This is a genomic window from Ruegeria sp. EL01 (assembly GCF_900313035.1).
Taxonomy (GTDB): domain Bacteria; phylum Pseudomonadota; class Alphaproteobacteria; order Rhodobacterales; family Rhodobacteraceae; genus Ruegeria.
This window is the reverse complement of record NZ_OMPS01000018.1, coordinates 54,103-81,003: the sequence shown is the minus strand read 5'-3', so window position 1 is coordinate 81,003 and position 26,901 is coordinate 54,103. Positions and strand designations below refer to the sequence as shown.

Genomic DNA, 26,901 nt, shown 5'->3' with positions numbered 1-26,901 from the left:
GTTCACGAGGTTGAGGCCGCGACGAGGACAATCTCGCCCGGCCAATTCATTTGAATTCGTTCGGCCGCACGCCATGCGCGCAGGCCGGTGGCACAACACAAAGCCAGTCTTTGGTCTTTGTTAGATTCTATTTTCAGGTGCTCAGGGTTCATACGCTGCGCATCCGAATGGATCGGATCCGGGGCTTCGTCCGCATCGCGCAACTCAATAATCAGATCGTTCGGTTCAAGTTGAGACGCGCTGATGAATGAGAAATATGTGTTCGGCTCTGCCGCCCCGTCGAACCGAAATCCGCTGCTGCGACAAGTGCGGGCATCAAACTGCACCATTTGCCCAAGGGGTGAAGGATCGAGACCCAGGATCAGGTTCAGCGCCATCTGCGCCTGCATCGCACCCAACATCCCAACGACAGGTCCGAGCACCCCGGCGGTGGCGCAGCTTGCTCCACTGTCAGGGGCTTCAGGGAATATGGCGCGCAAAGACGGGGTGCCGCCGCAGAAACCGCCAACATATCCTGTCAGCGCAAGAACCGACGCGCTGATCAGCGGTTTGCCCAGTTCAAGGCAGGTATCCGACAGCGTGTAACTGGCCGCATAGCTGTCTGCGCAGTCCAGGACAAGATCGGCATCAGATACGCGGCTGGCGGCATTTGTGTTTGTTAGAGCCTGTTTTAGCGCGCAAACTTCAATATTGCTATTCAGCGCACGGCATCGGTCTGCCGCAACATCGACTTTGGAACGACCACAATCCTGTTCGGCGAACAGCGTCTGACGATGCAGGTTCGACAACGAGACAGTGTCGCCGTCCATGATGGTTAGATGTCCAACCCCAGCCCCAGCCAACAAAGGCAGAACCGGTGCTGCCAGCCCGCCAGCGCCCACAACCAGCACCCGCGCAGACGACAGGAGGGTCTGACCCTCTGTGCCAACTTCTGGCAGGATCATCTGACGGGCATAGCGGTTCATCGCGTGGCCTCGATCCAGTCGCGCACACGAGCCTCTGGGTCTGCGTTCAGGGTAATGTCCGTCACGGCCGAGATAATGTCAGCCCCGGCAGCCAACACGCCAGGCGCGCGTTCCACACTCATACCGCCAATCCCCACCAACGGAGTATCGCCAACCCGCGCTTTCCATTCGGTCACGCGAGGCAGCCCTTGTTGATGCCATTTCATCTTTTTCAGGATTGTCGGATAGACCGGGCCCAACGCCACATAATCCGGATCCATGGCCAATACCCGCTCAAGTTCGGTATCGTCATGAGTGGAAACACCCAGTTTTAGACCCGCATTTCGGATCGCCTTCAAATCAGCGTCATCCAGATCCTCTTGCCCCAAGTGAATCCAGTCGCATCCTGCATCGATGGCGACCTGCCAATAGTCATTCACCACAAACACTGCACCATAATCACGGCACAGCTGTTGCGAGACCATGATCTGCTTGCGAACCTCTGCAAGCGGCTGATCCTTCATCCGCAACTGTACTAGTTTTACACCCAAAGGCAGCATCCGACGCAACCAGTCTGAATGGTCGAAAATCGGATAAAAACGATCTAAACTCATGATAAGAAAGCCTTTCCAACAACGGGGGTTGAGGCTTCGGCCATGTCGCGCGGCTCGATCGGGTCTGCCTGACGGGCCAGTTGCCCTGCCTGCACGGCCATCGCCATAGCCTGTGCCATTTCGATTGGATCGCCGGCACGGGCCACGGCGGTATTCAGCAACACCGCATCAAACCCCAGCTCCATCGCATGGGCCGCGTGGCTGGGCAGGCCTATACCCGCATCAATGACCAAAGGCACGTCCGGAAACTCGGCCCGCATCGCGCGCAGGGCGTATTCGTTGTTCAGACCGCGACCAGACCCAATCGGTGCGCCCCAAGGCATCAGAACTTCGCACCCGGCCTCAAGCAGACGTTCTCCGACGATCAGATCCTCGGTGGTATATGGAAACACCTGAAAGCCGTCCTCGGTCAAAATACGGGCGGCTTCGACCAGTTGAAACACATCGGGTTGCAGGCTGTCCGTATGGCCGATCAATTCCAGCTTGATCCATTTCGTATCGAAGACCTCACGCGCCATCTGGGCGGTGGTCACGGCCTCTTTGACGGTATGGCAACCGGCCGTATTGGGCAGGATATGCACGCCCAGATCGCGGATCATGGTCCAGAAAGTTTGCCCGGCGCCGCCCGCTCCTTCCCGGCGCAAAGATACAGTGGCCACGCCTGCGCCACTTGAGCGAAAGGCCTGCTCCAAGATAGCCGGGCTGGGGTATTGCGCGGTGCCCAGCATCAGCGGGTTGGGCAATGTCGTGCCATAGAAGGTTTTCATGATCAGCCCCCCTGCATCGGCGACAGGATTTCGACGCGGTCGCCATCTTTCAATTCGCAGCCGATGCGCCGGCTTGAGGGAACGAATTCTTCGTTCACGGCGGTGGCGACGCGGCCGGAAAAGCCGCATTCCGCCAGCAAATCAGACAAGGCGCTTGCCTGCACCTCACGCGGCTCGCCGTTAAGCACGATCTTCATCGACCATCTCCGAATGTTTGTTCTCAAGCGCCAGATCAGCCACGCCTCGGGCCAAGGCGGGTGCCAACAGGTAGCCGTGACGATAGAGCCCGTTTGCATAGATCGTCCGCCCAAGGCGGCGGATGCGCGGCAGGTTGTCGGGAAAGGCGGGGCGCAGATCGACGCCGATTTCCAGCACTTCAGCCTCGCCAAAAGCGGGGTTCACCGCATAGGCCGCGCTGAGCAGTTCCAACATCGAACGCGCCGTGATGCGGCTGCTGTCCTCAGATTCAATCATCGTTGCGCCAAGCATATAAATCCCGTCGCCGCGGGGTACGATGTAAAGCGGCATGCGTGGGTGCAGCAGGCGCACGGGGCGGGTCAACACCACATCAGGACAGCGGATCACTAGCATCTCACCTTTCACGCCGCGCAGATCATGAAGCGTTTCCCGCGCGTGCAGGCCCCGACAGTCGATGGTGTTGTCCAGCTGTGGCGGGGCCAGATTCTGATGGAACTCGACACCTTTGTCTTTCAGTTGTCCGCAAAGATCCTGCAACGCTTGCCGCGGGTCGACATGCGCTTCTTGTTCGAAAAACAATCCTCTGCCAAATGCCTTCATGTCAGGCTCTAATTCGGCAATTTTGTTCCGATCGACCTCGACATGCCCAGCTGTGCGGCGGGCAAAGCGACGTAGATCCGGCAGGTCGCGTGTATTTGCCACGACAATCGTGCCACGCCGATAAACAGGTGTTTTGTCGGACCACCAATCAATGGCTTGTTGTCCCAAACGCAAGACCGGTTCCTCGGCGTTTTCGTATTCACACCACGGGGCAAGCATTCCCCCGGCCCACCAGGAACATCCATGCGGACCGGGCGGACCGCCCGGATCAAAAACCTGCACCTGCGCACCGCGCGCCACCAGATCGCTGGCCACGGCCAGACCGGCAACTCCGGACCCTATGACCGACCATAGCGTCACGCGGGCCAAACCCGGTGGAAATGATGCACCGGCCCGTGGCCCGCGCCCACGTTCAACGTGTCTGCGCGTGAAATCGCCCCTTGCAGATACTCATGCGCTTGACCAACCGCGTCCCTCAGCGTCAGTCCCTTTGCGAGACCAGCTGCAATCGAAGACGACAATGTGCATCCGGTGCCATGGGTGTTGTTTGTGTCCTGACGTGGCGCCTGAAACTCAGCAGCAACACCTGCGACATCGATCAACAAATCGTGGCAGACATCACCTTTGCCATGACCGCCTTTCATCAGCACCGAGTTTGCACCCAGCGCGCACAAAGCGCGCCCTTGCTCGATCATTTCGGCTGGTGAGCCGACAACCGGCATGCCCAGCAGGCAAGCGGCCTCGGGTAGGTTCGGTGTCAGGACAGTGGCGAGGGGCACGAGAACATCGCGTAAGGTCTGGATTGCTTCGCGAGCCAGCAGGGAGTCACCGGATTTTGCAACCATAACCGGGTCCAAGACCACCGGACCTGTGAAGTCGGAAATGCCTTGGGCAACGGTATGAATAATCTCAGGGGTTGCCAGCATACCGATCTTGATCGCTTGGACGTCCAGATCACCAAGAACAGCATCGATCTGAGCGGAAATGACGTCCAGCGGGATGCCATGCACAGCTGCGACGGCCGTTGTATTCTGAGCCGTAACCGCAGTAATGACACTGGCGCCATAGACGCCCAGCGCGGACATGGCTTTCAGATCGGCCTGAATTCCGGCTCCGCCACCGCTGTCGGATCCTGCAATGGTCAAGGCAATAGGCGCCACGTCGTTGCTCCATCTGTTATTGGGGCAACGGGCTTGGAAAACGTCTATCGACTTGAGACCGTTCCCTCCGCCGGAATTGCCCGGATCAGGTTCGATGGGTTAGCGATGTCGCGCCTCTCAGCCCCATGATCAGGGCACCCCAACGGTTGCGGCGGACAATCTCAGGGGTGGCGGAGAGAATCAAGGGGCAATTTGTCAGTTACGCGGCCAGTTCCGTCTTTGCTTTATAGCCAAAACGACTTGCGGCAGGTCAAGGAATGCGAGGCCCTGCTTCGCGCTCCGGGGTATTCTTTAGCCAGATGAAGCGGGCCGTGTTATTGGCGAGCGCGTTTTTTGGAGGAAGGGCGCTGGTATGGCGGCGGGGGCATAACCCCCGCTCGCAGAAAGATCTCAGCCCTTCATACCGTCCCAAAAAGATTTCACCGACGAGAAGAAGCTGTTGGATTCTGGGTGGTTGTCTTCGCCCAGATCATCAAACTCCCGCAGCAGCTCTTTTTGGCGGCTGGTCAGGTTCACCGGAGTTTCGACGGCCAGCTCAATAAACATGTCGCCGACACCAGCCCCACGCAGGGCGGGCATGCCCTTGCTCCGCAGGCGCATTTGGCGGCCCGATTGGCTGCCCGCCGGGATTTGAATGCGACCACGGCCGCCATCGATGGTGGGCACTTCGATCGATCCGCCCAGCGCAGCTTTGGCCATGCTGACCGGCACGCGGCAGTACAGGTTCACGCTGTCACGCTCGAACAGTTTGTGCTCGGATACTTCGACGAAGATGTAGAGATCGCCCGGAGGGCCACCGCGCATTCCGGCCTCACCCTCACCCGCAAGTCGGATACGGGTTCCGGTTTCGACGCCAGCAGGAATGTTGACCGACAGGGCGCGTTCTTTTTCAACACGGCCTGCGCCCTGACAGGATTTACAGGGGTTTTTGATAATCTGACCCAGGCCGGAACATGTCGGGCAGGTCCGTTCGACGGTAAAAAAGCCTTGCTGGGCACGGACTTTGCCCATGCCTGAACAGGTTGGACAGGTGGTCGGCTCTACGCCGCCCTCTGCACCTGACCCGTCGCAGGCCGAACAGGCCACGGCAGCAGGCACATTGATCGTCTTTTGCAGACCGGCATAGGCCTCTTCCAATGAGACGCGCAGGTTATAGCGCAGGTCGGATCCGCGCGCGGCGCGGCGTCCGCCACCGCCGCCACGTTGGCCACCCATGAAATCGCCGAACAGATCGTCAAACACGTCTGAGAAGGCGCTGGAGAAATCGCCCTGTCCGCCAAAACCGCCACCGGGACGGCCGCCGCCACCCATGCCGTTTTCAAAGGCGGCATGGCCAAAGCGGTCGTAAGCCGCCTTACGCTCGGCGTCTTTCAGAATGTCATAGGCTTCGTTCGCTTCTTTGAATTGCGCCTCAGCATCCGGGTTGTCTTTGTTGCGGTCGGGATGCAATGCCTTGGCTTTCGTACGAAAGCCTTTCTTGATCTCGTCCGCCGATGCGCCCTTGGACACGCCGAGCACATCATAGTAGTCGCGTTTTGACATCAGTGTTTCCTTATGTCTCAACGTAATCGGGCCGGCCCGGTGACCGGACCGGCCCGAAATGGCACGGTTGCCTGTTAGTTACGCTTGTCGTCGTCCAGATCTTCGAACTCGGCGTCGACAATGTCATCTTCACCCGGAGCTTCATCCGCAGCCGCTGGCGCGTCGTCACCTTCTTCGGTTTGCGACTTGTAGATGGCTTCGCCCAGCTTCATCGCTGCCTCGGTGACGTTCTGAATACCCGACTTGATCTTGTCGGCATTCTCGGTCTCCAGCTCGTCCTTCAAAGCGGCAATCGCCAACTCGATGGCTTCGATGGTGGTTGGGTCGACCTTGTCGGCATGCTCTTCCATCGACTTTTCGGTCGAGTGGATCAGGCTTTCCGCCTGGTTCTTCGCCTCGATCAGCTCGCGGCGTTCCTTGTCCGCCTCGGCGTTGTCTTCGGCGTCCTTGACCATCTTGTCGATGTCTTCGTCCGACAGACCGCCCGATGCCTGGATGGTGATCTTCTGTTCTTTGCCGGTGCCTTTGTCTTTGGCCGAAACCGAGACAATGCCGTTAGCGTCGATGTCAAACGTCACCTCGATCTGAGGCATGCCGCGCGGGGCTGGCGGGATGTCTTCAAGGTTGAACTGACCCAGGATCTTGTTGTCCGCAGCCATTTCGCGTTCCCCCTGGAAACAACGGATGGTCACGGCGTTCTGGTTGTCTTCGGCGGTCGAGAAGACCTGAGACTTCTTCGTCGGGATGGTGGTGTTGCGGTCGATCAGGCGGGTGAACACGCCACCCAGCGTTTCGATGCCCAAGCTGAGCGGGGTCACGTCCAGCAGAACCACGTCTTTGACGTCGCCTTGCAGAACGCCGGCCTGAATGGCGGCGCCCATGGCAACAACTTCGTCCGGGTTCACACCTTTGTGGGGCTCTTTGCCGAAGAATTTGGTGACCTCTTCGATCACTTTCGGCATCCGGGTCATACCACCGACCAGAACAACCTCATCAATGTCACCGGCCGACAGACCGGCGTCTTTCAGAGCGGCCTGGCACGGCTTCATCGACTTTTTGATCAGGTCACCAACCAGCGATTCCAGCTTGGCACGGGTCAGTTTCATGACCATGTGCAACGGCTGACCATTGGCGCCCATCGAGATGAACGGCTGGTTGATCTCGGTTTGTGAGGTCGAGGACAGTTCGATCTTGGCTTTTTCAGCGGCTTCTTTCAGACGCTGCAGCGCCATCTTGTCCTGAGACAGATCAACGCCGTGTTCCTTTTTGAACTCATCCGCCAGGTATTTGACGATGCGCATGTCAAAGTCTTCACCACCCAGGAAGGTGTCGCCGTTGGTCGATTTGACCTCGAACAGACCGTCGTCGATTTCCAGAATGGTCACATCGAAAGTACCGCCACCAAGGTCATAGACCGCGATGGTTTGGGTTTCTTCTTTGTCCAGACCATAGGCCAGCGCAGCGGCTGTTGGTTCGTTAATGATCCGCAGCACTTCCAGACCGGCGATTTTACCTGCGTCTTTGGTGGCCTGACGCTGCGCATCGTTGAAATAGGCCGGAACGGTGATGACCGCCTGCGTGACGTCTTCACCCAGATAGGATTCCGCAGTTTCCTTCATCTTACCCAGAGTGAAGGCCGAAATCTGGCTTGGGGAATATTTTTCACCGCGGGCTTCAACCCACGCGTCGCCATTACCGCCGTCCACGATGGCGTAGGGCACCATTTTCTTGTCTTTTTCGACTTCTGCATCATCCACACGACGACCGATCAGGCGTTTGACGCCAAAGATGGTGTTGTCGGGGTTGGTGACCGCCTGACGTTTTGCAGGCTGACCGACCAGTCGCTCATCTTCGGTGAAGGCGACGATCGAGGGCGTGGTCCGAGCCCCTTCTGCGTTTTCGATGACCTTTGGCTGCGAGCCGTCCATGATGGCCACACACGAGTTTGTGGTGCCGAGGTCAATCCCAATTACTTTTCCCATTTGCGATCCCTTTCTCTTCAAGGCGATGTCCCGAGGGCCGGACCCTTTATGGCATCCTGTCCCCGATCTGATGTGCGCGACAGCACTACACCATCGCGCGTCCCGGCGTATATAAGGGCGAGAACAGGGGCCTGCAAGCGTTCAGAAATGCAGGTTTTCGCAAATCTGCAGCCTTTTTTCGCAAGGTTTCGGTAAGGAATGGGAAATCTGGGATGGCACGGCTGCTTTTACGCGGTTTCGATATCAGGAAAGGCTATCTGAATACGGCAGCGCAAGGTCAGCTGATTGACGACCTGCGACCGATTCTGAAAGCCGCACCTTTGTTCCGACCGGTGACCCCGTCGGGCAAGGAAATGTCCGTGCGGATGACGTCGGCCGGGGCGGTTGGATGGGTCACGGACAGATCCGGGTATCGATATCAATCGCGACACCCCAAAGGTGGCGCGTGGCCGGGAATTCCCGAAATGATCCTGAACATCTGGCGCAATCTGGCCAGCACCGAGCGTGACCCGGATTGCTGCCTGATCAATTACTATAATGAAGGTGCCCGGATGGGGCTGCATCAAGACAAGGATGAGGCAGATTTTTCCTGGCCGGTGCTGTCGATTTCTCTGGGCGACGATGCGTTGTTCCGCATCGGCAACACCACGCGTGGGGGCAAGACCGAGTCGATCTGGCTGAATTCAGGGGATGTCGTCCTCATGGGCGGGCCCGCAAGGTTGGCGTTTCACGGGGTAGATCGGATTCGGCATGGCACATCGAAATTGCTGCCCAAGGGTGGCAGGATCAACCTGACGCTAAGGGTAGCGCACTAGCGTCGGGCGTCCCAGCTTTGCGAGACATGCTGGCGCGTAAAGAACACACCCATCAACCCGATCATCGTCAAGGCAATCCCGACCCAAAAAGCATATTCCCAACTTGTGTTACGCGGAAAGTAGTTCCGAAACACAAATCCGCGGCATTGATCGATGACATGGAACAGCGGGTTCCACGCAAACATCATCAAAACCCCGCCGCCCAGCGTGTTAGCGACGAACATCTTGCCCGAAAACACCATGTTAAGACGACGATAGATATTGGAAATCATTCCTGAAACCGTTGGCATCCATGGTTTCAGCGCCATGAACACCAACCCAATCGCACACCCGGTAAACCAAGCCAGGACAAGCATTCCAAACGCACCACCGGGATCCTGAATTTCAAGGGGTCTGACGGATACGCTATAGATGAACAGGATCACCAGGATAGCCATCATCTGCTTGTAGAACACTCCAAAAGCCGCCGCGAGTATCAAGACCATCATGTTCATGGGTGAATGCAGCATCATGGGATTGTTCGACGCCCCGACGCCGGAAATGGCTCCAATCGATTGAATATGCATCATGAACAGGAAAACCCCTGACAGCAGATACAGGATGAACTCACCACGAATTTTGGCGACCCGTGCGCCCATGAAAGACATGAACATATAGAAAACCATGGCCATCAAAACGACCTGAAGAATATTGATCAGGATCGCCATAACCGCATTCGAGTGCTGAGAACGCACGGCGCGCACGACGGCGTGGAACACCAGTTCCGCCATCGTGAATGCGCCGCCCAGCAGCGTTTGGTTCCGCTTGAAATAAAACACGTGACGTGTCTTCCCTGCTTTGTTGCCCCTAATCTGGCATGAATACCTTGCCGTTCGGTAACCGGCGCATCATAAGTCCGTCATGAGTTTGGATCAACAAACCACAGGAACGGAGCATTTTTGTGACCTATGACGCCCTCATTCCCGTCATCCGACGTTTGGCCCTGGAAGCCGGCGACAAGATCATGGAGATCTACCAGTCGGATGATTTTGACGTCAAAGTCAAATCCGATTCCAGCCCGGTGACCGAGGCTGACGAAGCTGCCGACTCCCTGATTTCCGCCGGATTGCGCGAGGCGTTTCCTGATATTCTGCTGGTGACAGAAGAACAGGCTGCTTCGCATACCGAAAAGGGCGATACGTTCCTGATCGTCGATCCGCTGGACGGCACCAAAGAATTCATCAACCGACGCGGCGATTTCACGGTGAACATCGCTCTGGTCGAGAACGGAGTACCTACCCGCGGCGTTGTTTACGCCCCTGCCCGTGATCGCATGTTCTATACCCAAGCTGATGGCCAGTCGGTCGAGGAAACCGGAGCCCTGGACAAGGATCAGCCGGGTGCGGTGACACCAATTTCCGTGTCGGACCCTGACAATTCGGCGCTTTTGATTGTGGCGTCCAAATCTCATCGCGATCAGGCCACCGACGATTACATCAACAAGTATCAGGTTCACGACAGCAAAAGCGCGGGCTCGTCGCTCAAGTTCTGTCTAATCGCCACAGGTGAGGCTGACATCTACCCCCGTGTTGGGCGTACGATGGAATGGGACACGGCCGCCGGTCACGCCGTGCTGGCTGGTGCGGGTGGCAAAGTGGTGCGTTTTGACGATCACTCGGTGCTAACCTACGGCAAGGACGGGTATGCGAACCCGTTTTTCATCGCCTACGCCCCGGGTGTAGACCTGAAGGAGGCCTGATGTCAGTCCTGATTGCCATTCCCGCCCGCTACGCCTCGTCCCGCTATCCAGGCAAACCCCTGGTGCCGCTGACCGGCGCAAACGGGGTTGCGATGACATTGATCGAACGATCCTGGCGCGCGGCGAAATCCGTGTCCGGCGCCGACCGGGTGATCGTTGCCACAGATGATGATCGCATCCGCGACGTTTCCGAAGCGTTCGGGGCCGAGGTTGTGATGACATCCGAGGCCTGTGGCAATGGCACCGAACGATGTGCCGAAGCTCATGACGTGTTGGGCGGCGGGTATGACATCGTCGTCAACCTCCAAGGCGACGCCCCGCTAACACCACATTGGTTTGTCGAGGACCTGATCTCGGGCCTGCGCGCAGCGCCAGATGCGGGTGTCGCAACACCCGTTCTGCGCTGCGACGGAGACGCGCTGAGGGGGCTTTTGAACGACCGCAAACATGATCATGTTGGCGGCACAACTGCTGTTTTCGCCAGCGACCACAGCGCCATGTACTTCTCGAAAGAGGTTGTACCGTTCACGGCGCAAACCTATGCGGGCACCGACCCAACCCCCGTCTTTCATCACGTTGGCGTCTACGCCTATCGCCCGGACGCGCTGACATCTTATCCGGATTGGCCAGTGGGTCCGCTGGAACAACTGGAGGGGCTGGAACAACTGCGATTCATGGAAAATGGCCGCAAGGTTCTGTGCGTTGAGGTTGAGTCAAAGGGACGTCAGTTCTGGGAGCTCAACAACCCCCAAGACGTGCCTAAGATCGAAGCGATGATGGCAGATATGGGTCTGGATTGACCGCTTTTCCCCCTGACGTTCGCCACTCCGACAGCATAGCAACCTTCAACTCTGACTCTATGGGCGACATATGAAGACTGTTCTCGTAACCGGTGGCGCTGGCTACATCGGGTCCCATGCCTGCAAAGTGTTGTCGCAGGCAGGATATAATCCGGTGACCTATGACAATCTGGTCACTGGCTGGCAAGATGCGGTGAAATTCGGACCGTTCGAACAGGGCGATCTGCTGGACCGGGCACGGCTGGACGAGGTTTTCGCCAAGCACAATCCGGTGGCCGTTATGCATTTTGCAGCGATCAGCCAGGTGGGTGAGGCGATGCAGGAACCGGGGCGATACTGGTCTAACAACGTTTCGGGATCATTGTCCCTGATCGAAGCCGCTGTTGCGGCCGGGTGTCTGGATTTTGTGTTCTCGTCGACCTGCGCCACCTATGGTGAACATGACAATGTGGTTCTGGATGAAAACACATCCCAGCATCCGTTGAATGCCTACGGCGCCTCAAAACGCGCGATCGAAGACATTCTGAAGGATTTTGAAGCCGCGCACGGGTTGCGCCACGTGATCTTCCGCTATTTCAATGTGGCTGGCGCGGACCCCGAAGGTGAGGTTGGCGAGTTCCACCGGCCCGAAACTCACCTTGTTCCATTGATGCTGGATGCGATTGACGGGAAGCGGGATGGCTTGACCGTTTTTGGTACAGACTACGAAACGCCGGACGGCACCTGCATTCGCGATTATGTCCATGTCTGCGATCTGGTGGATGCCCATGTTCTTGGGTTGGATTGGCTGGAACAAGGCAAGGACAGCCGGGTGTTCAACCTGGGCACGGGGTCTGGTTTTTCGGTTTTGGAGGTCATTGAACAATCCAAATCCGTGACCAATCGCCCGGTTCCCTACACCGTTGGCACCCGTCGGGCCGGAGACTGCACCAAACTGGTGTCGGGCTCGGTCCGTGCCGAGACCGAGTTGGGATGGAAACCCAAACGCTCTACACTAGAGATCATGATCTCAGATGCTTGGCGTTGGCACCAGAACGGCCACTACGAGAAATGAGGGCCCCGTGACCGGCAACGCGGCACAGATGCTCCCCCATATCGGCTGGGCGCGGAAGTACCGTCTGCGCTGGAAACGCCGCCGCCTGTTGTGGAGGTCATGGCACAGCCAAAAGCAGCTGTCTTGCCTGCTCGACCGAACGCGTACAATCAAGCGCGGCGACATTTTGATCTTTACGACGCTGCGCAACGAAATCACCCGCCTGCCCTGGTTTTTTCGCCACTATCGTCGGTTGGGTGTCGATCATTTTCTGATTGTGGACAATGGCAGCGACGATGGGTCAACTGAATACCTGTTGGATCAGCCGGACGTTTCACTGTGGCAGACCCATACCAGCTATCGTGCGTCCCGGTACGGGCTCGACTGGCTGACGGGGTTGCAAATGCGGTACGGCCACCGACATTGGAGCCTGATGGTCGACGCCGATGAGTTGTTGATCTACGCCAATCACGAGCACCGCTCGTTGCATGATCTTACCGCTTGGCTGGATCAACAGGGGCGCCAAGCATTTGGTACACTGATTCTGGATCTGTACCCCAAGGGTCCACTGGGGTCCCAAACCTATGATCCCGAAACCGACCCGGTCAAAGTGCTGAAGTGGTTCGATTCCGGGCCGTATCGCACAGAGCGGCAAAGCCCGGTGGGCAATCTTTGGGTGCAGGGCGGTGCGCGCGAACGCATGTTCTTTACGCAGGTGCGGCAGTGCTCTCCGACTTTAAACAAAATTCCACTGGTGCGATGGTCGCGCCGCTATGCTTTCGTGAATTCCTGTCATTCCGCTTTGCCCCGAAACCTGAACGCGGCCTATGACGGGCCCGGTGGAGAAACACCGTCCGGCGTCTTGCTGCATACAAAGTTTCTACCGGAAATTGTCGAAAAGTCGGAAATCGAAAAGCAGCGGCGGCAACATTTTCACGATCCGGACCAATTCGGGCCATACTATGATGAGATAATTAATTGCCCGGACATGTGGACCCCACACTCCACAGAATACACGGGCTGGGCACAGTTGCAGCAAATGGGTCTGATGAGCGCCGGAGGATGGGAATGACCACAGAAAACAAGGGCATAAAAACCATGCTCGTCACTAACGGCTTTTAAATCCATTGCTTTGCAAGATGCATAAATGGCATAAATCAGCACGACCCTGGTGCCAAACACGTCTTGGCAGACCCGGGGAACGCTCGCGTTAAACAAAAGGTTGGGCAGTCGCGTGAGCCTATGGGGATCATATCGAATGAGATTGCGGCGCAAGCGCCGTATTCTGCGATGTGTTAAGAAACGACGCGAATTAAAGCCGGCCAGCACCAATACAGCGGCGATCCGTCCGGATGATATCCTGTTGATGAGTGTCATCCGGAACGAGAAGATCCGCCTGCCTTTCCTTCTGGATTACTACCGCAAGCTGGGCATCAATCACTTTCTGTTTGTCGACAATGACAGCGATGACGGCAGCTTTGAGTTTTTGCAGGCGCAGCCCGATGTCTCGGTCTGGCGCACAAAGACCAGTTACAAGAAAGCGTCCTATGGGCTGGACTGGTCGAACTACCTGCTCCGGAAATATGCACATGGGCATTGGGTTCTGACTGTTGATCCGGATGAGTTCTTTATCTACCCGTTTTGCGACACACGACCGATCCGCGCCTTAACCGACTGGCTGGACGGCTGCTCCGTGCGCAGCTTTGGCACTATGTTGATTGACATGTACCCTGAGGGGCCAGTGGACGCCGAGCCTTACACCGAAGGGCAAAACCCATTTGATATCGCACGTTGGTTTGATGCCGGAAACTACACGATCACCAAGAATCCAGATTACAAAAACCTTTGGATTCAGGGCGGGCCGCGCGCGCGCGTGTTCTTTCATGAGACTCCGGCCAAAGCCCCAGCGCTTAACAAGATCCCACTGGTCAAATGGGATCGGCGCTACGCCTATGTCAGCTCGACCCATTCGCTTTTGCCGCGCGGCCTGAACCAGGTCTATGACGAGTGGGGCGGAGAAAAGACCAGCGGCGCATTATTGCATGCCAAGCTGATCGATACCCTGGGCGACAAAGCGCATGAGGAGCTTCAGCGCGGAGAGCACTATCGCGGGTCCGACGAATACAAAGCCTATGCGCAACAGCTTGCGGACAAACCCGTGTTCTGGTGCACCTGTTCCGAGAAGTTCATCAATTGGCGACAGCTTGAGATCCTTGGTCTTATGTCAAAAGGAAATTGGGCATGAGCGGCCTTGGCATCGTCATGCTGGTGCACACGGCACTGGACCGCGCCGAACAGGTGGCACGACACTGGACTGCAGCCGGGTGCCCTGTCGTGATTCATGTCGATCGCAAAGTGCCAGACGTAGACTATTCCAGATTTGTCTCCTCTTGCGCGGACAATCCGCTGATCGTCTTCTCGAACCGGCATATCTGCGACTGGGGCGGCTGGGGTATCGTCGCCGCCTCGCAACGCGCGTCCGAACTGCTGCTCGAATCATTCCCTGATGTCCGCCACGTGTTTCTGTCCTCGGGTGCCTGTCTGCCTTTGCGCCCAGTCCAAGAATTGATCGACTATCTTGCAGATCGACCCCGTGTTGATTTTATCGAAAGCGCAACAACAGCTGATGTCAGTTGGACCATAGGCGGCTTGGATCATGAACGTTTCACGCTGCGCTTCCCATTCTCATGGCGCAAACATCGCAAACTGTTTGACACCTATGTCAAAGTGCAACGCGCGCTGGGCATCCGCCGCCGGATACCCGAAGGATTGATGCCGCATATGGGCAGTCAGTGGTGGTGCCTGACCCGCCAAACATTGTCAGCGGTCCTGCAGGATCCGAAGCGCAAGCTTTATGACGCGTATTTTCGGCACGTCTGGATCCCGGACGAAAGCTACTTTCAAACTCTGGCGCGGCTGTATTCGACCCATATCGAAAGCCGGTCGCTAACCCTGTCGAAATTCGACTATCAGGGACGACCACATATCTTTTATGATGATCATTTGCAGCTTTTGCGCCGGTCGGATTGCTTTGTCGCCCGGAAAATCTGGTGGCGCGCGGATCGGCTATACCAGTCCTTTCTGACCGATCAGGCCGGGGCTATGAAACCAGCCGAGCCCAATCCCGGCAAGATCGACCGGGTGTTCGCCAAGGCAGTTGAACGGCGGACGCATGGCCGCGATGGCTTGTACATGCAAAGCCGCTTTCCCAGGCATGGCAGCGAAAACGGCCTGACCTCATCCCCGTATTGCGTGTTTCAAGGTTTCTCCGAAGTGTTCGACGGGTTCGAAGCCTGGCTGTCAGACACCACCGGTGCCAAGATCCACGGACATTTGTTTGGCCCTGACCGGGCAGAGTTTGCGCAAGGTGAAACCATCACCAATGGTGCGCTCAGCGACAGTGCAACTTTGCGCGACTATAACCCGACGGCGTTTCTGTCGAACTTGATCTGGAACACGCGCGGCGAACGCCAGTGTTTTCAGTTTGGACCATCGGACACACAGGACATCAACTGGTTACTGGCACGGGACAAAAACGCCCAAATATCGGTGATCACCGGGGCTTGGGCAATAAACCTATTCCGATCGAACATGAATTTCGCAGATATCCGAACCGAAGCCGCCCGACTGCAGCAGATCGAATCCAAACAGCTCGAGATTCTGACCTCGGTCTGGACCAAAGCCCGGATGCGCAGTTGGACCCTGGCAGAGTTCATCGAATCCCCGATGGAGCCATTGCAAAGCATTATCGATGAAATCGGAACACAGCAGGCAAGCCACGTGACCGAAGCCCCGACAATGGTCGACCTGTCCGGGTTCGGTCAGTTCCTGCAGAACTTGAAGAACCAAGGAATGCACCCGTACCTGATGGGTGATTTCCCCGCCGATGATGTGTTCGGAACCCAGACCAAACCCTACCGCAAACCCTATCTGGTGCAGTGATCGCCGATGTCAGCCAAGTTCGACTACTTCATCGTTCTGGCCGCAATGCGCACTGGCTCGAACCTGTTGGAAGCCAATCTGAATGCAATTGACGGCATTACCTGCCATGGTGAGGCGTTCAACCCACATTTCATCGGCCGACTAAAATCCGAAGACCTGCTGGGTGTTTCGCTGGCTGAACGCGACACTGACCCAACACAACTGATCAATGCCATTCAGTCAGCCCCGGGATGCCTGAACGGCTTCCGCTATTTCCAGGATCACGATCCGCGGGTTCTTGAGCCTGCGCTAAACGATCCTAAATGCGCCAAGATCATACTGACCCGCAATCCGCTGGACAGCTATCTTTCGCTGAAAATTGCGCGCGCGACCAAACAGTGGCAACTGAAGAACATCAAACGCCGCCTGGACGCGCAGGTTGAATTTGATCCCGAAGAATTTGCAGGCTATCTCGATAACCTGCAGCGCCATCAGGAGTTTCTGCTAAACCACCTGCAGAAATCCGGCCAGACCGCGTTTTACATCGGTTACGACGATCTGAACCAGCTGAATGTCCTGAATGGATTGGCTGGGTGGTTGGGTGTTGAAGGGCGTCTGGATCAATTGGACGATACGCTAAAGCCGCAAAACCCGGCCGCACCTTTGTCAAAGGTGACCAATCCGGACGATATGGAACAATCGCTGGTAGGAGTGGATTGGTTCAACCTGCACCGCACCCCGAATTTTGAACCCCGGCGCGGTCCGGCAGCGGCACTTTATGTGGCTGCGACCAAAACCCCACTTATGTATCTGCCCATCCGCAGCGGTGTTGAGCCGGTGATCAGGGATTGGCTGGCGAAACTGGACGAAAGCGGCCCCGAAGAGCTGATCACGGATCGCAGTCGCAAGCAAACCCGCGCATGGATGCAATCCCAAACGGGGCATCGCAAATTCACGGTTCTACGCCACCCGTTGGCCCGGGCGCACACCGCCTTTTGCAGCCGTATTCTGAACAAGGGGCCGGGCAGCTATCAGGTGATCCGGCACACGCTGCGCAATCGGTTCAAATTGCCAATCCCGGGACAAGTGCGGGACAACAACTATTCCATCGACCAGCACTATGAGGCATTTGCTGCCTTTCTGACCTTTCTGCGCCACAACCTGGATGGCCAGACGCCGATCCGCGTAGACGGAGCCTGGTGCAGTCAGTCTTTGGTGATCGAGGGGATGTCGGGGTTCGCCATGCCAGATCTGATCCTGCGAGAAGAGGAACTGGGAACGGCCTTGCCAGCGCTCGGTCGTTCAATGGGGCACTCAAACCCGCCTGAACCAGCTGTGCGCGCAGAAGATACGCCCTATACGCTCGCCCAGATTTACGACGAACAACTCGAGGCGTTGGCAGCCGAGGCGTATCACCGCGACTATCTGCAATTTGGATTTGGCCAATGGAGACCGTAATCACCAAAAGCTAAGCGCGCAGAGTGATCAGCGTACCGCGATTGACCATCGCATAGATCTCTTCAATCTCGTCGTTCTTCACCGCGATACAGCCTGCCGTCCAATCCGGCGTCTTTTTCGCGCGCTTGAATTCAGACCGCAGATTGGGCTGACCATGAATGAAGATATCCCCGCCCGGATCAACGCCTGCAGCTTTCGCCGATGCGATGTCCTGCGAGTCGGGATAAGAGATGCCCAGCGACAGGTGATACCGGCTGCGGGGGTTTCGGCGGTCGATCAGATATGTACCCTCAGGGGTGCGACCATCACCGCGTTTGATCTTGGTCCCGTTGGGCGCAAATCCCAAATCAACTTCATACTCCCGAAGGACCTGCTCATTATGAAGAAGATAAAGTCTGCGCGAGCCCTTGTTCACCACAAGCGAGGTCACCTCGGGCCCATTGTAAGTTAAAATTCTCGGGCCAGCTGAGGCACAAGCCGAAAGGCTCAGCGTTGCCATAGCGCCCAATCCAAATACTCGACGATCCATTTTTTTCACTGCCTGCTTCTTTTTTTCAGTCATTATGCCAAAAAAATAGAAACTGAAATCACTTTTTGCTGTTCGGCTGCCCAATTAAATGGTGTTCGATGTTTTCAAGCCGCGCAATTACCTCATCCCGATAGGCATCGGTTTTCACCTCATCTTCGGCATGATGGGCATCCTGCATCGAATTTACGATCAGGCCGACCAGCAAGTTCACCACCGCAAATGTCGTGACCATGATGAAGGGAACAAAGAACAGCCAAGCGTAGGGGTACACCTCCATCACCGGGCGAACAATGCCCATCGACCAGCTTTCCAGCGTCATGATCTGGAACAACGTATAGGCCGACAGACCCAGATCGCCGAACCAGTCTGGGAACGTGGCCGAGAACAGTTTGGTCGAGATCACAGCGCCAATATAGAACAGGATGGCCATCAACAGAAAAACGCTGGCCATACCCGGCAGGGCCGAGATAAAGCCTTCGACCACTCGACGCAGGCGTGGCGCGACTGATATGACACGTAGTACCCGCAGGATACGCAGGGCCCGCAAAACGGACAGCCCACCACCGCCCGGAACCAGCGCGATCCCAACGATCAGGAAATCAAAGATATTCCAACCGCTGGTAAAGAACCTGCGACCAGTGGCGATCAGCTTCACCCCGATCTCGATAACAAAGATGCCCAGACAAATACTGTCCAGAAACACGATCAAAGGGCCCGCTTGTGCCATCAGCGTGGGAGAGGTCTCCATTCCCAAAAGCACGGCATTGAAGATAATGACACCGGTAATGAACCGCCCGAAGGCTGGCGCTTCGATGATGGCCAGCAAGCGCTGATTGAACCCCATGTCTCGCTCTCTCCTGTCTGCTCAAGATCCGGGGTTCAGCACAAACCGCGCGGCAAGTTCCGTATGTGACGACCACCGAAATTGGTCAACAACCTGTACCCATTTAAGGGTGTATCCGACATCGACAAGGGACTTAGCGTCGCGCGCAAAGGTCACCGGGTTGCACGAGATATAGGCAACCACCGGGCGGCGGGCCCGAGCCAGTTCGGCCACTTGCGCCTCGGCCCCCGCACGCGGCGGATCCAGTACGACGGCGTCGAAGCGCTTAAGTTCATCCGGCATCAACGGACGTCGGAACAAGTCCCGCGCTTCGGTCGTTACGCGTTTGAGGCCCTGTGCCCTGCGCCAGCCCAGATCCAGCGCCTGCATCATCGCCGCCTCGCCTTCAACAGCGTGGACTTCGGCGCCTAGTGACAGCGGCAACGAAAACGTTCCGCTGCCTGCAAATAGGTCGGCCACACGCTTAGCACCTTGGGTTGCTTCCAAAACAGCCCTTAATAGAGCCTGTTCTCCGTCTTTCGTCGCCTGCAGAAACGCGCCCGAAGGGGGCACGACCGCGACATCTCCAAACCGTTGAACAGGGGTGTGGCGCATAGCAATCACTTCGCCATCCCAGCTGAGCCGCGCAAGCGCGTGCCTTTCCGTGGCCAACGCCAGCGCCAGTTCCAAAGGCCCATCCAGCGGCTTGCCGCCTTTGACGGCAACATCCAAACCACCCTCAGACAGGGTCAGCGTGACGGCAAGAGTCCCTTTCCGACTGCCGCCCAAAACAGCTAACGCCTCGGCCACCGGAATTGCGGCGATCAGGGCCGGATCCAGCAAGTGACAGTCAGGAATTTCCGTGATGGTATCTGATGCGCGCCCATGAAACCCGGCCAGCGTGCCCTTTTTTGTCCGACGCACAGTGATCGTGGCCCGGCGGCGGGATCGTTCAGGCGACGTCTGGATCGGGCGCATATGCGCCTCTAACCCCTGCGCGGCCAGCGCGTTGCGCACAATGTCGACTTTCCAATCTGCAACAAACGCATCAGACGCATGCTGCAACTGGCACCCCCCGCACGCTTTGTAGTGCCGGCACGGCGCCTTCACCCGATGATCGGAGGGGGTGTCCACCCGAATATCGGTCAGGAGTTGGCCAAGCAGCGTACCGCTGACCACCTCACCCGGCAGGGTGCGCGGCGCATAGATCGGGCCATCCGCGATGCCATCGCCCTGATGCCCAAGGCGGTTTATAGTGAATTGTCGTGTCATAGGTGGCCTGATACCGGGGGATTACCTGCAACAAAACCCTTATTCGGCGGCTTCGGCCTGAATGAACCCGCCCGACTGACGATGCCAGAACCGCGCATAAAGCCCGCCGTGTTCCAGTAAATCGTCATGGGAACCACTTTCCACGATATGACCATGGTCCAACACGATGATCCGATCCATTTCGCTGAGCGTCGAAAGACGATGCGCTATGGCCAGAACCGTTTTGCCCTGCATCACCCGGTGTAACGCGGTCTGGATCGAAGCCTCGACCTCGGAATCAAGCGCTGATGTTGCCTCGTCCAACACCAGGATCGGCGCATCCTTGAGAATGGCACGGGCCAATGCGATCCGCTGACGTTGACCCCCGCTGAGTTTTACGCCCCGCTCACCCAGATGCGCGTCATACCCGGTGCGGCCATGTGCATCCTGAAGACTAAGGATGAACTCATGCGCTTCGGCCTTGTTTGCAGCCTCGACCATCTCAGCCTCTCGGGCGTCCGGTCGGCCATAGAGGATATTCTCACGGGCCGAACGATTGAACATTGCTGTTTCTTGCGTGACCATGCCGATCTGGCGGCGCAGGCTGTCCTGGGTCACTTGCGACACATCCTGCCCATCGATGCGAATTGCACCTTTTTCCCCGTCATAGAGCCGCAACAACAGCGAAACCAAGGTTGATTTCCCAGCCCCGGACGCACCAACAATGCCGAGCTTTTCACCCGGTTTTACGGTCAGGTTCAGATCCGTGACACCCCCGACATCCCGACCATAGGCAAAACTGACGGCGTCGAAGGCGATGCTGCCTTCGGTAACGAGCAGATCAGTGGCCTGTGATGCGTCCTCGACCCGGTCGCGTTTGGCCAGCGTCTTCATACCGTTCTCGATTTCGCCAACATTGGCATACAGACCCATCAGCGTGAAACTGACCCAGCCTGTCATTTGCGCAATGCGGATGGAAACGGCACCCGCCGCAACGATATCACCAGCGGTTGCACTGCCTGCCTGCCATAACCAGAGTGTGGCGCCCAACAACAAGACCGGCAGAATCCCGGCCAGTGTCATTAGAACAAAACGGAAGCTGGCCGACAGTTTGCCGAAATCTAACGATCTTTCGCGCAGTTCAACCATCGAGTGCCGCGCGGCCAGATCTTCGAAATCCGCGTGCGCAAACAGTTTGACGGTTTTGATATTGGTGATCGTATCGACCACCTGCCCGGACACCATCGCCCGCGCCCCGGCCCGTTCTGCCGACCGCTTGCGGATGCGCGGCAGATACCATCGCACCAGCAGGAAATACACCACAAGCCAAGTCACAAACGGCAGCATCACCAGCGGATGTATAGACCCTAACAAAAGTAAAGAACCCACAAGCGAGGCCAAAGCGAAGACAATTGCACTGATCGTTTCGGACACGACCGAGGCCATGGCGTTCGAGGTTTGCATCTGCTTCTGAGCAATCCGGCCCGCGAAATCGTCGTCAAAATAAGTCACCGACTGGCCCAGCGTCCAGCGGTTCAGCTTGGCCAGAACCAGGGGCGGGATATTGGGCATGACGATATAGTTGTTCGACACCGATGACAGCCCAAACAGGATGGGTCGCAACAGCATGAAGAACGCCACCGCGCCGAAGATCATCCACATGTTGCCCGCGGTCAGAAATTCATCGGGCCCGCTAGAGGTTGCCACATCGATCACCCAACCGAGAATCCAGGCGGTTCCGGCTTCCATTGCGCCAGCGGTTGCCGAGAAGAACGCCGCGATAAACAGCATTGGCCACGCGCCGGACAGGCTCCAGCGAATGAACGCCCCTAAGGTTTGTGGTGGGGGCGTTTCGATGTTCTTGAACGGGTTTATGAGGTCGGCAACCCTCATTCAGCGGCCTCCGGGTTCATGAAGCCGCCAGACTGCCGCGCCCAGAACTGCGCGTAAAGACCACCTCGTGATAACAGCTCGGAATGCGCACCCTCTTCCACGATGCGGCCGCCATCCATCACCAGAATGCGGTCCATCTGAGCGATGGTGCTCAGCCGGTGAGCAATTGCGATCACGGTTTTACCCTGCATCATACCGTAGAGAGTTTCCTGAATGGACGCTTCAACCTCGGAATCTAGGGCGGATGTTGCTTCGTCCAACAACAATATCGGGGCGTCTTTCAAGATCACCCGCGCCAACGTCACGCGCTGCCGCTGACCGCCACTGAGTTTCACACCGCGTTCCCCCACGTGCGCGTCATAGCCTGTGCGCCCTTCGGGGTCCTGCAGATCAAGGATGAACTCATGCGCCTCGGCCTGTTTCGCCGCTTCGACCATCTGCGCTTCAGTGGCATCGGGACGGCCATACAGAATGTTGTCCCGCACCGAGCGATGCAACAACGCACTGTCCTGCTGAACCATACCGATATGGCTGCGCAAACTATCCTGAGTGACCTGTGCGATGTTCTGGTCATCGATCAGGATCGCACCCCGTTCGACGTCATAAAACCGCAAAAGCAGCTTTACGAGGGTCGATTTGCCGGCGCCGGATCGACCAATCAGGCCGATCTTTTCACCCGGCTGAATGGTCATGTCGATGTGATCCAGACCACCGGTTTCGCGCCCGTAGTGATGTGACAGATCTCGGATGTCGATCTGACCCTTGGTCAGATGCAAAGGCTTGGCAGCTTTAGCGTCCAGCAGATCCACGGGCTGCGCGATCGTCTGCATCCCTTCGGCCACAATCCCAAGCTCGCGGAAAAAGCTGGTGAGCGCCCACATGATCCACCCGGTCATCGCGTTCAACCTAAGCGTCAGCGCCGTTGCTGCGGCGACCACGCCAACTGACGCGCTGCCCTGCATCCACAGGGAAATCGCCCAGCCCACAACGCCAACAATCAGCAGGCCGTTCAGGATGACCAGAACAGCATCCATGACCGTGAAGATCCGCATTTCAACCTGGAATGTGCGGCGCGTTTCTTCGATCGCCTCGCGCGCATAGTCCAATTCTTGCGTGTTATGCGCGAACATCTTAACAGAATGGATATTGGTATAGCTGTCCACCACTCGGCCCGTCACGGTCGAGCGTGCATCCGAGGCTGCTTGTGACGCCGGTCCGACACGCTTAACAGTCCATCGTACCAGCACAGCGTAAAACACCAACCAAATCAGCAGCGGGATCAGCAAACGGGCGTCCGCTGCATACAGCAGAATCGCAGCCCCAATCATATAGGCCAGCGAAAACGAAATCGCGTCAAAGACCTGAAACACCACTTCTCCCGCAGCTGGCGGCGTCTGCATGATCCGGTTGGCGATGCGCCCGGCAAAATCGTTTTCAAACCAGCCAACCGATTGACGCAAAACGTGTTTATGCGCGCGCCAGCGAATCAGCGTGCCAAAGTTCGGCAGGATGGTGTTGTTCAGCAACAAGACGTCGACCAGGTGCAGAATGGGGCGCAACAACAGAATAAATGCGGCCATCCACAGCAGTTCGGTCCCGTGATTTTGCCAGACGTCTGTCGGCGTACCGCCCAGCAGATCGACAACGCGACCCATGTAGTAGATCAGGCCGATCTCAACACTTGCCACGATGATGGAAATGATCCCGGCCCAGAAAAAGACCTTCATGAAGGGCTGTGAATAATCCAGCATGAATGGCCACAGCCGCGTCGGTGGTGTGTCAGATTCCGTATAGGCGACAAAAGGGTCTACAAGGTTTTCGAAATAGCGAAACATGGAGGATGCTCCAATTGAGCAAGATAAATAGGACGTGCGAAGAAAGATGGCGCCAGAACACCACCTCTACGGGTCGAGTGTTCCGGCTTTAGCCGAACCAGATCCCGTAATACATTCGCATGCCTCCCTCCAAATCAAGTGACAGGCGCAAGTAACCACACTCGATTTGATTTGTCATCCCCTTTTGAGACTTCGCACTAACGGTCCAGCAAATCTTTGCGGGTCAGGGTAAATCCCGATGCAATCCAACGCGCTTCCAGCTCGGCCAGTTTCTTGCCCAGCGCCGGACCGGAGAATTCCGGAATCAGATCTTTGGCTTTGACCGGAAAACGGGCTGATGCGCCTGAGTGCAAGGCCTGCCTCAGGTCTTCGGTCCAGGGTTGTTCAAAGAACGCGCAGCGCAACAAGGTTTCGTGCAAACCACCCTCATCGCCATAGCGGTACCCCAGTTCCGCGACACTTGTGGATGCCTGCGCCTCATCCCGCATACGGGCAAGGCGCTGCAATTGCGACCGGCTTAGGCGCAGCGTTGCTGCATCCTCGGGCGCCACCATCGCAGCCAGCCGACGCACAGGATCTGGTTCGGTCGAGGACGCTTGTTCAAGATGGATCAAGGGGCCCAAGGCCCGATCATCTGCGCCGGGCAATAACTGCGCCAAAACCCCGGTGGTGCGCATTGCGGCAACAGAAGGTGCGGGATCGGGTGCGGCCAAAAGTTTCAACAGCTCTGCCCCAACGCGTTCGCGTGACAGCAACGCCAACCCGTCCAGGTTTTCGGAAATTGCGGCCAGGGCATCAGGGTCAAACCCGGCATCTTGGTCGCCGTACCAGGCGTGAAAGCGGAAATAACGCAACGACCGCAGATAGTCTTCGCAAATACGGTGTGCGGCGGTGCCTATGAACCGCACATGGCGCTTTTCGAGATCCGGTAAGCCGTTTAATGGGTCCAGAATGGTCCCATCGGGCTGCGCATAGATCGCGTTCATTGTGAAATCACGACGCGCCGCGTCTTCTTCGACCTTGTCAGAAAAGGCCACCACAGCGCGACGGCCATCAGTCTCCACGTCGCGACGGAAGGTGGTGATTTCGTGCGGGATACCGTGGCTGACAATCGTGACTGTGCCATGTTCAATTCCCGTTGGAATCGCCTTCAAACCTGCGTCTTTTGCCAACGTAACCACCTGATCCGGCAGCGCATCCGTGGCAATATCGATATCCGAGACCGGAACACCCAACAGCGCATTGCGCACGCACCCACCGACAAACAGGGCCTGCGCGCCCGCTGCAGTCAGGGCGGCGCACACCTTTTGGGTCGACTGCTCCGAGACCCAAGGCTCATCAATCTGATTCATTCACCCACCCGTGCCGCCAATCCCCGCAATATGCGAGCCGTTGCACCCCAGATGTAATAGGGGCCGAATGGCACTGTGAAGTATTTTCGCCGCTGACCACGCCATCTGCGCGACTCGACCACATAATTGGACGGGTCCAAAATATGTGCAAGCGGCACCGAGAATACCTCGTCCACCTCTCCGGTCTCGAGCACGGTCTGGAAGGATTGGCGCAGAATGGCCACCACTGGCGTTACGGAAAAGGACGTAACTGTTTCGTGTGTCGGCAAGAACCCCAACACCTCAGGCAGTTCGGTCGGCAGGCCAATCTCTTCCCGGGCTTCCCGCAATGCTGCTGCCGTGACATCAACATCGCCCTCATCCTGCTTGCCGCCGGGAAAGGCGATTTGACCGGGATGATGTTTCAGGGCCGAGGACCGTTTGGTCAGGATCAGACGCGGCACATCATCTATGACGGAAATTGGCACCAGCACACCCGCCGGTCGCAGCTTGCGCCCGGGCGGAAGAACGGTTTCCGGGTTCAGGTCAAAATCGCTGGAACCGTGACCGGGGCGGCGCAGGGCCGCCCGGATCTGTTCAGAAGGGTCATGCACCTTCGGAGTCTTCGGCATCAAACCCGACGGTCGTCGGGTCCAGCACGTAATGCGATCCGCAGAACTGGCAGTCGGCGGTGACTTGGCCTTCGGGTGTGGTCATCTTTTCGATGTCCTTGGCCGAATAGATCGACAGGCTCTGGCGCACCCGATCTTCGGAACAGGTGCAGCCAAACTGCACCGATTGCGCATCATAGACTCGCGGCTGTTCCTCGTGAAACAAGCGCACAAGCAGGTCGGTCGGCGCAATCGACGGCCCGATCAGCTCCAGATCCTCGACCGTATTCAGCAGAATGTTGACCCGGCCCCAGTTTTCGCCTTCTGCACCATCAACGAGGTCTTCGGCAGACAGGATTTCGCCCTCTCCCTCGTTTGACGCCACAAAAGGCGAGGCCTTTGGCATATGCTGCAACATGATCCCGCCGGCGCGCCAATGCTCTCCGACACCGGGCTCGGTGGATTTGCCGAAACTCAATGAGAACCGGGTTGGCAATTGTTCGGATTGCGCAAAGTATGCCTCGGCACAGGCGCTCAGCGACCCACCGGCCAAAGGGGTGATCCCCTGATACGGCTGCGTGCCTTCGCCCTGGTCAATCATGATGGCGAAATACCCCTCGCCGACTTGGTCGAACGGCGCGCTGTCCGTAAGGCGGTCGCGATCGAAGCTGGCGTAGGCGCGGACGCGGGCAGGCTCACCATCAGCCTGAGGGGCATAGTAATCGGTTGCGATCATGCGCACGGCGCCCTTGGACTGCACCTGCAGTGACAGCTTCCAGCGCAAAGATACTGTCTGACCGATCAATGCGGTCAGCAGGGCCATCTCGGCCACCAAAGCCTCGACTTTCTCTGGATAGTCGTGCTGTTTGAGAATGCCGTCGAGCACACCGTCCAGCCGGGCCACGCGGCCACGCATATCCGATACATCAAGTTGAAAGGGCAGGACGGTATCGTCCCACGCGATTTTCGTTCCAAGAGACATGGGGTTTCCTTACACGCCACGGGTTGGCATACCGCAACCATATAGGTCGAACAGATTTGGTTTTAAGGGGCCAT

Annotated in this window: 25 protein-coding genes and 1 riboswitch; of the genes, 8 read left to right on the top strand and 17 right to left on the bottom strand. The window is 57.3% G+C overall.

What is annotated here, in order from left to right; translation table 11 throughout:
- Positions 1-2: 2 nt before the first annotated feature.
- The 8 genes from D9K61_RS09835 to dnaK form a co-directional block, all read right to left on the bottom strand.
- Complete coding sequence (locus D9K61_RS09835; protein ID WP_120633077.1) at positions 3-965, bottom strand: HesA/MoeB/ThiF family protein; 963 nt, start codon at positions 963-965, stop codon at positions 3-5.
- Positions 962-1,558 (bottom strand): thiamine phosphate synthase, encoded by a 597-nt coding sequence (locus tag D9K61_RS09830; protein WP_120633076.1) that lies wholly within the window; start codon positions 1,556-1,558, stop codon positions 962-964. Before D9K61_RS09830 ends, D9K61_RS09835 begins: the two co-directional genes overlap by 4 nt.
- On the bottom strand, positions 1,555-2,325 hold the full coding sequence (locus tag D9K61_RS09825) for a thiazole synthase (RefSeq protein ID WP_120633075.1): 771 nt from the start codon (positions 2,323-2,325) through the stop codon (positions 1,555-1,557). The genes D9K61_RS09830 and D9K61_RS09825 overlap by 4 nt, the downstream gene beginning before the upstream one ends.
- 2 nt (positions 2,326-2,327) lie before the next feature.
- Positions 2,328-2,522: a sulfur carrier protein ThiS gene (thiS, locus tag D9K61_RS09820; RefSeq protein WP_120633074.1), complete on the bottom strand. Its 195-nt coding sequence runs from the start codon at positions 2,520-2,522 to the stop codon at positions 2,328-2,330.
- Positions 2,506-3,483: an FAD-dependent oxidoreductase gene (locus D9K61_RS09815; protein WP_120633073.1), complete on the bottom strand. Its 978-nt coding sequence runs from the start codon at positions 3,481-3,483 to the stop codon at positions 2,506-2,508. Before D9K61_RS09815 ends, thiS begins: the two co-directional genes overlap by 17 nt.
- Entirely contained in the window at positions 3,480-4,283 is an 804-nt protein-coding gene (thiD, locus tag D9K61_RS09810) for a bifunctional hydroxymethylpyrimidine kinase/phosphomethylpyrimidine kinase (protein WP_120633072.1), read from the bottom strand. The genes D9K61_RS09815 and thiD overlap by 4 nt, the downstream gene beginning before the upstream one ends.
- Before the next feature lie 45 nt (positions 4,284-4,328).
- A riboswitch (TPP riboswitch) is annotated at positions 4,329-4,435 on the bottom strand.
- A gap of 238 nt (positions 4,436-4,673) precedes the next feature.
- On the bottom strand, positions 4,674-5,825 hold the full coding sequence (gene dnaJ, locus D9K61_RS09805; protein ID WP_120633071.1) for a molecular chaperone DnaJ: 1,152 nt from the start codon (positions 5,823-5,825) through the stop codon (positions 4,674-4,676).
- 74 nt (positions 5,826-5,899) lie between these two features.
- The gene (gene dnaK, locus D9K61_RS09800; protein WP_120633070.1) at positions 5,900-7,807 is read right to left on the bottom strand and encodes a molecular chaperone DnaK; all 1,908 of its coding nucleotides are present in this window, start codon (positions 7,805-7,807) and stop codon (positions 5,900-5,902) included.
- 212 nt (positions 7,808-8,019) lie between these two features.
- On the opposite strand from dnaK, the gene D9K61_RS09795 reads away from it, so the two are divergent.
- Positions 8,020-8,622, top strand: a complete 603-nt coding sequence (locus D9K61_RS09795; protein ID WP_120633069.1) for an alpha-ketoglutarate-dependent dioxygenase AlkB — start codon at positions 8,020-8,022, stop codon at positions 8,620-8,622.
- Here D9K61_RS09795 and D9K61_RS09790 read toward each other — a convergent pair.
- On the bottom strand, positions 8,619-9,440 hold the full coding sequence (locus tag D9K61_RS09790) for an ABC transporter permease (RefSeq protein WP_120633068.1): 822 nt from the start codon (positions 9,438-9,440) through the stop codon (positions 8,619-8,621). The two genes, D9K61_RS09795 and D9K61_RS09790, sit on opposite strands and share 4 nt — an antisense overlap.
- 122 nt (positions 9,441-9,562) lie before the next feature.
- On the opposite strand from D9K61_RS09790, the gene cysQ reads away from it, so the two are divergent.
- The 7 genes from cysQ to D9K61_RS09755 all read left to right on the top strand — a co-directional run bounded on the left by cysQ (position 9,563) and on the right by D9K61_RS09755 (position 17,572).
- Positions 9,563-10,360: a 3'(2'),5'-bisphosphate nucleotidase CysQ gene (gene cysQ, locus D9K61_RS09785; protein ID WP_120633067.1), complete on the top strand. Its 798-nt coding sequence runs from the start codon at positions 9,563-9,565 to the stop codon at positions 10,358-10,360.
- On the top strand, positions 10,360-11,160 hold the full coding sequence (locus tag D9K61_RS09780) for a 3-deoxy-manno-octulosonate cytidylyltransferase (protein WP_120633066.1): 801 nt from the start codon (positions 10,360-10,362) through the stop codon (positions 11,158-11,160). The genes cysQ and D9K61_RS09780 overlap by 1 nt, the downstream gene beginning before the upstream one ends.
- A 70-nt stretch (positions 11,161-11,230) precedes the next feature.
- Positions 11,231-12,214: a UDP-glucose 4-epimerase GalE gene (gene galE, locus D9K61_RS09775; RefSeq protein WP_120633065.1), complete on the top strand. Its 984-nt coding sequence runs from the start codon at positions 11,231-11,233 to the stop codon at positions 12,212-12,214.
- Positions 12,215-12,221: 7 nt separating this feature from the next.
- Complete coding sequence (locus tag D9K61_RS09770; protein ID WP_254055734.1) at positions 12,222-13,265, top strand: glycosyltransferase family 2 protein; 1,044 nt, start codon at positions 12,222-12,224, stop codon at positions 13,263-13,265.
- 186 nt (positions 13,266-13,451) lie between these two features.
- Positions 13,452-14,438, top strand: a complete 987-nt coding sequence (locus D9K61_RS09765; RefSeq protein WP_120633064.1) for a glycosyltransferase family 2 protein — start codon at positions 13,452-13,454, stop codon at positions 14,436-14,438.
- Entirely contained in the window at positions 14,435-16,135 is a 1,701-nt protein-coding gene (locus tag D9K61_RS09760; protein WP_120633063.1) for a beta-1,6-N-acetylglucosaminyltransferase, read from the top strand. The genes D9K61_RS09765 and D9K61_RS09760 overlap by 4 nt, the downstream gene beginning before the upstream one ends.
- 6 nt (positions 16,136-16,141) lie before the next feature.
- Positions 16,142-17,572 carry a nodulation protein NodH gene (locus D9K61_RS09755; RefSeq protein WP_120633062.1) on the top strand — a complete coding sequence of 477 codons (1,431 nt, stop codon included), beginning with the start codon at positions 16,142-16,144 and terminating at the stop codon, positions 17,570-17,572.
- A gap of 10 nt (positions 17,573-17,582) precedes the next feature.
- On the opposite strand, the gene D9K61_RS09750 is transcribed toward D9K61_RS09755, so the two are convergent.
- The 8 genes from D9K61_RS09750 to D9K61_RS09715 form a co-directional block, all read right to left on the bottom strand.
- Positions 17,583-18,101, bottom strand: a complete 519-nt coding sequence (locus D9K61_RS09750; RefSeq protein ID WP_120633116.1) for a murein L,D-transpeptidase family protein — start codon at positions 18,099-18,101, stop codon at positions 17,583-17,585.
- Between the two features lie 58 nt (positions 18,102-18,159).
- A complete protein-coding gene (locus D9K61_RS09745; protein ID WP_120633061.1) occupies positions 18,160-18,945 on the bottom strand; it encodes an ion transporter in 786 nt (261 codons plus the stop codon).
- A gap of 21 nt (positions 18,946-18,966) precedes the next feature.
- Positions 18,967-20,196, bottom strand: coding sequence for a class I SAM-dependent RNA methyltransferase (locus D9K61_RS09740; RefSeq protein ID WP_120633060.1), 1,230 nt, complete (start codon positions 20,194-20,196; stop codon positions 18,967-18,969).
- A gap of 39 nt (positions 20,197-20,235) precedes the next feature.
- A complete protein-coding gene (locus D9K61_RS09735) occupies positions 20,236-22,068 on the bottom strand; it encodes an ABC transporter ATP-binding protein (protein WP_120633059.1) in 1,833 nt (610 codons plus the stop codon).
- A complete protein-coding gene (locus D9K61_RS09730) occupies positions 22,065-23,903 on the bottom strand; it encodes an ABC transporter ATP-binding protein (protein ID WP_120633058.1) in 1,839 nt (612 codons plus the stop codon). The genes D9K61_RS09735 and D9K61_RS09730 overlap by 4 nt, the downstream gene beginning before the upstream one ends.
- Before the next feature lie 197 nt (positions 23,904-24,100).
- Positions 24,101-25,255 (bottom strand): CCA tRNA nucleotidyltransferase, encoded by a 1,155-nt coding sequence (locus D9K61_RS09725; protein WP_120633057.1) that lies wholly within the window; start codon positions 25,253-25,255, stop codon positions 24,101-24,103.
- Entirely contained in the window at positions 25,252-25,866 is a 615-nt protein-coding gene (locus D9K61_RS09720) for a CoA pyrophosphatase (RefSeq protein ID WP_120633056.1), read from the bottom strand. The genes D9K61_RS09725 and D9K61_RS09720 overlap by 4 nt, the downstream gene beginning before the upstream one ends.
- Positions 25,841-26,827, bottom strand: a complete 987-nt coding sequence (locus D9K61_RS09715; RefSeq protein ID WP_120633055.1) for an Hsp33 family molecular chaperone HslO — start codon at positions 26,825-26,827, stop codon at positions 25,841-25,843. Before D9K61_RS09715 ends, D9K61_RS09720 begins: the two co-directional genes overlap by 26 nt.
- Positions 26,828-26,901: the final 74 nt, after the last annotated feature.

Excerpts from the sequence above, each read along its gene's own strand:
- D9K61_RS09835 (WP_120633077.1), bottom strand. The coding sequence starts at position 965 with ATGAACCGCTATGCCCGTCAGATGATCCTGCCAGAAGTTGGCACAGAG.
- D9K61_RS09830 (WP_120633076.1), bottom strand. The coding sequence starts at position 1,558 with ATGAGTTTAGATCGTTTTTATCCGATTTTCGACCATTCAGACTGGTTG.
- D9K61_RS09825 (WP_120633075.1), bottom strand. The coding sequence starts at position 2,325 with ATGAAAACCTTCTATGGCACGACATTGCCCAACCCGCTGATGCTGGGC.
- thiS (WP_120633074.1), bottom strand. The coding sequence starts at position 2,522 with ATGAAGATCGTGCTTAACGGCGAGCCGCGTGAGGTGCAGGCAAGCGCC.
- dnaJ (WP_120633071.1), bottom strand. The coding sequence starts at position 5,825 with ATGTCAAAACGCGACTACTATGATGTGCTCGGCGTGTCCAAGGGCGCA.
- dnaK (WP_120633070.1), bottom strand. The coding sequence starts at position 7,807 with ATGGGAAAAGTAATTGGGATTGACCTCGGCACCACAAACTCGTGTGTG.
- D9K61_RS09795 (WP_120633069.1), top strand. The coding sequence starts at position 8,020 with ATGGCACGGCTGCTTTTACGCGGTTTCGATATCAGGAAAGGCTATCTG.
- D9K61_RS09780 (WP_120633066.1), top strand. The coding sequence starts at position 10,360 with ATGTCAGTCCTGATTGCCATTCCCGCCCGCTACGCCTCGTCCCGCTAT.
- galE (WP_120633065.1), top strand. The coding sequence starts at position 11,231 with ATGAAGACTGTTCTCGTAACCGGTGGCGCTGGCTACATCGGGTCCCAT.
- D9K61_RS09765 (WP_120633064.1), top strand. The coding sequence starts at position 13,452 with ATGAGATTGCGGCGCAAGCGCCGTATTCTGCGATGTGTTAAGAAACGA.
- D9K61_RS09760 (WP_120633063.1), top strand. The coding sequence starts at position 14,435 with ATGAGCGGCCTTGGCATCGTCATGCTGGTGCACACGGCACTGGACCGC.
- D9K61_RS09755 (WP_120633062.1), top strand. The coding sequence starts at position 16,142 with ATGTCAGCCAAGTTCGACTACTTCATCGTTCTGGCCGCAATGCGCACT.
- D9K61_RS09750 (WP_120633116.1), bottom strand. The coding sequence starts at position 18,101 with ATGGATCGTCGAGTATTTGGATTGGGCGCTATGGCAACGCTGAGCCTT.
- D9K61_RS09745 (WP_120633061.1), bottom strand. The coding sequence starts at position 18,945 with ATGGGGTTCAATCAGCGCTTGCTGGCCATCATCGAAGCGCCAGCCTTC.
- D9K61_RS09740 (WP_120633060.1), bottom strand. The coding sequence starts at position 20,196 with ATGACACGACAATTCACTATAAACCGCCTTGGGCATCAGGGCGATGGC.
- D9K61_RS09735 (WP_120633059.1), bottom strand. The coding sequence starts at position 22,068 with ATGAGGGTTGCCGACCTCATAAACCCGTTCAAGAACATCGAAACGCCC.
- D9K61_RS09730 (WP_120633058.1), bottom strand. The coding sequence starts at position 23,903 with ATGTTTCGCTATTTCGAAAACCTTGTAGACCCTTTTGTCGCCTATACG.
- D9K61_RS09725 (WP_120633057.1), bottom strand. The coding sequence starts at position 25,255 with ATGAATCAGATTGATGAGCCTTGGGTCTCGGAGCAGTCGACCCAAAAG.
- D9K61_RS09720 (WP_120633056.1), bottom strand. The coding sequence starts at position 25,866 with ATGCCGAAGACTCCGAAGGTGCATGACCCTTCTGAACAGATCCGGGCG.
- D9K61_RS09715 (WP_120633055.1), bottom strand. The coding sequence starts at position 26,827 with ATGTCTCTTGGAACGAAAATCGCGTGGGACGATACCGTCCTGCCCTTT.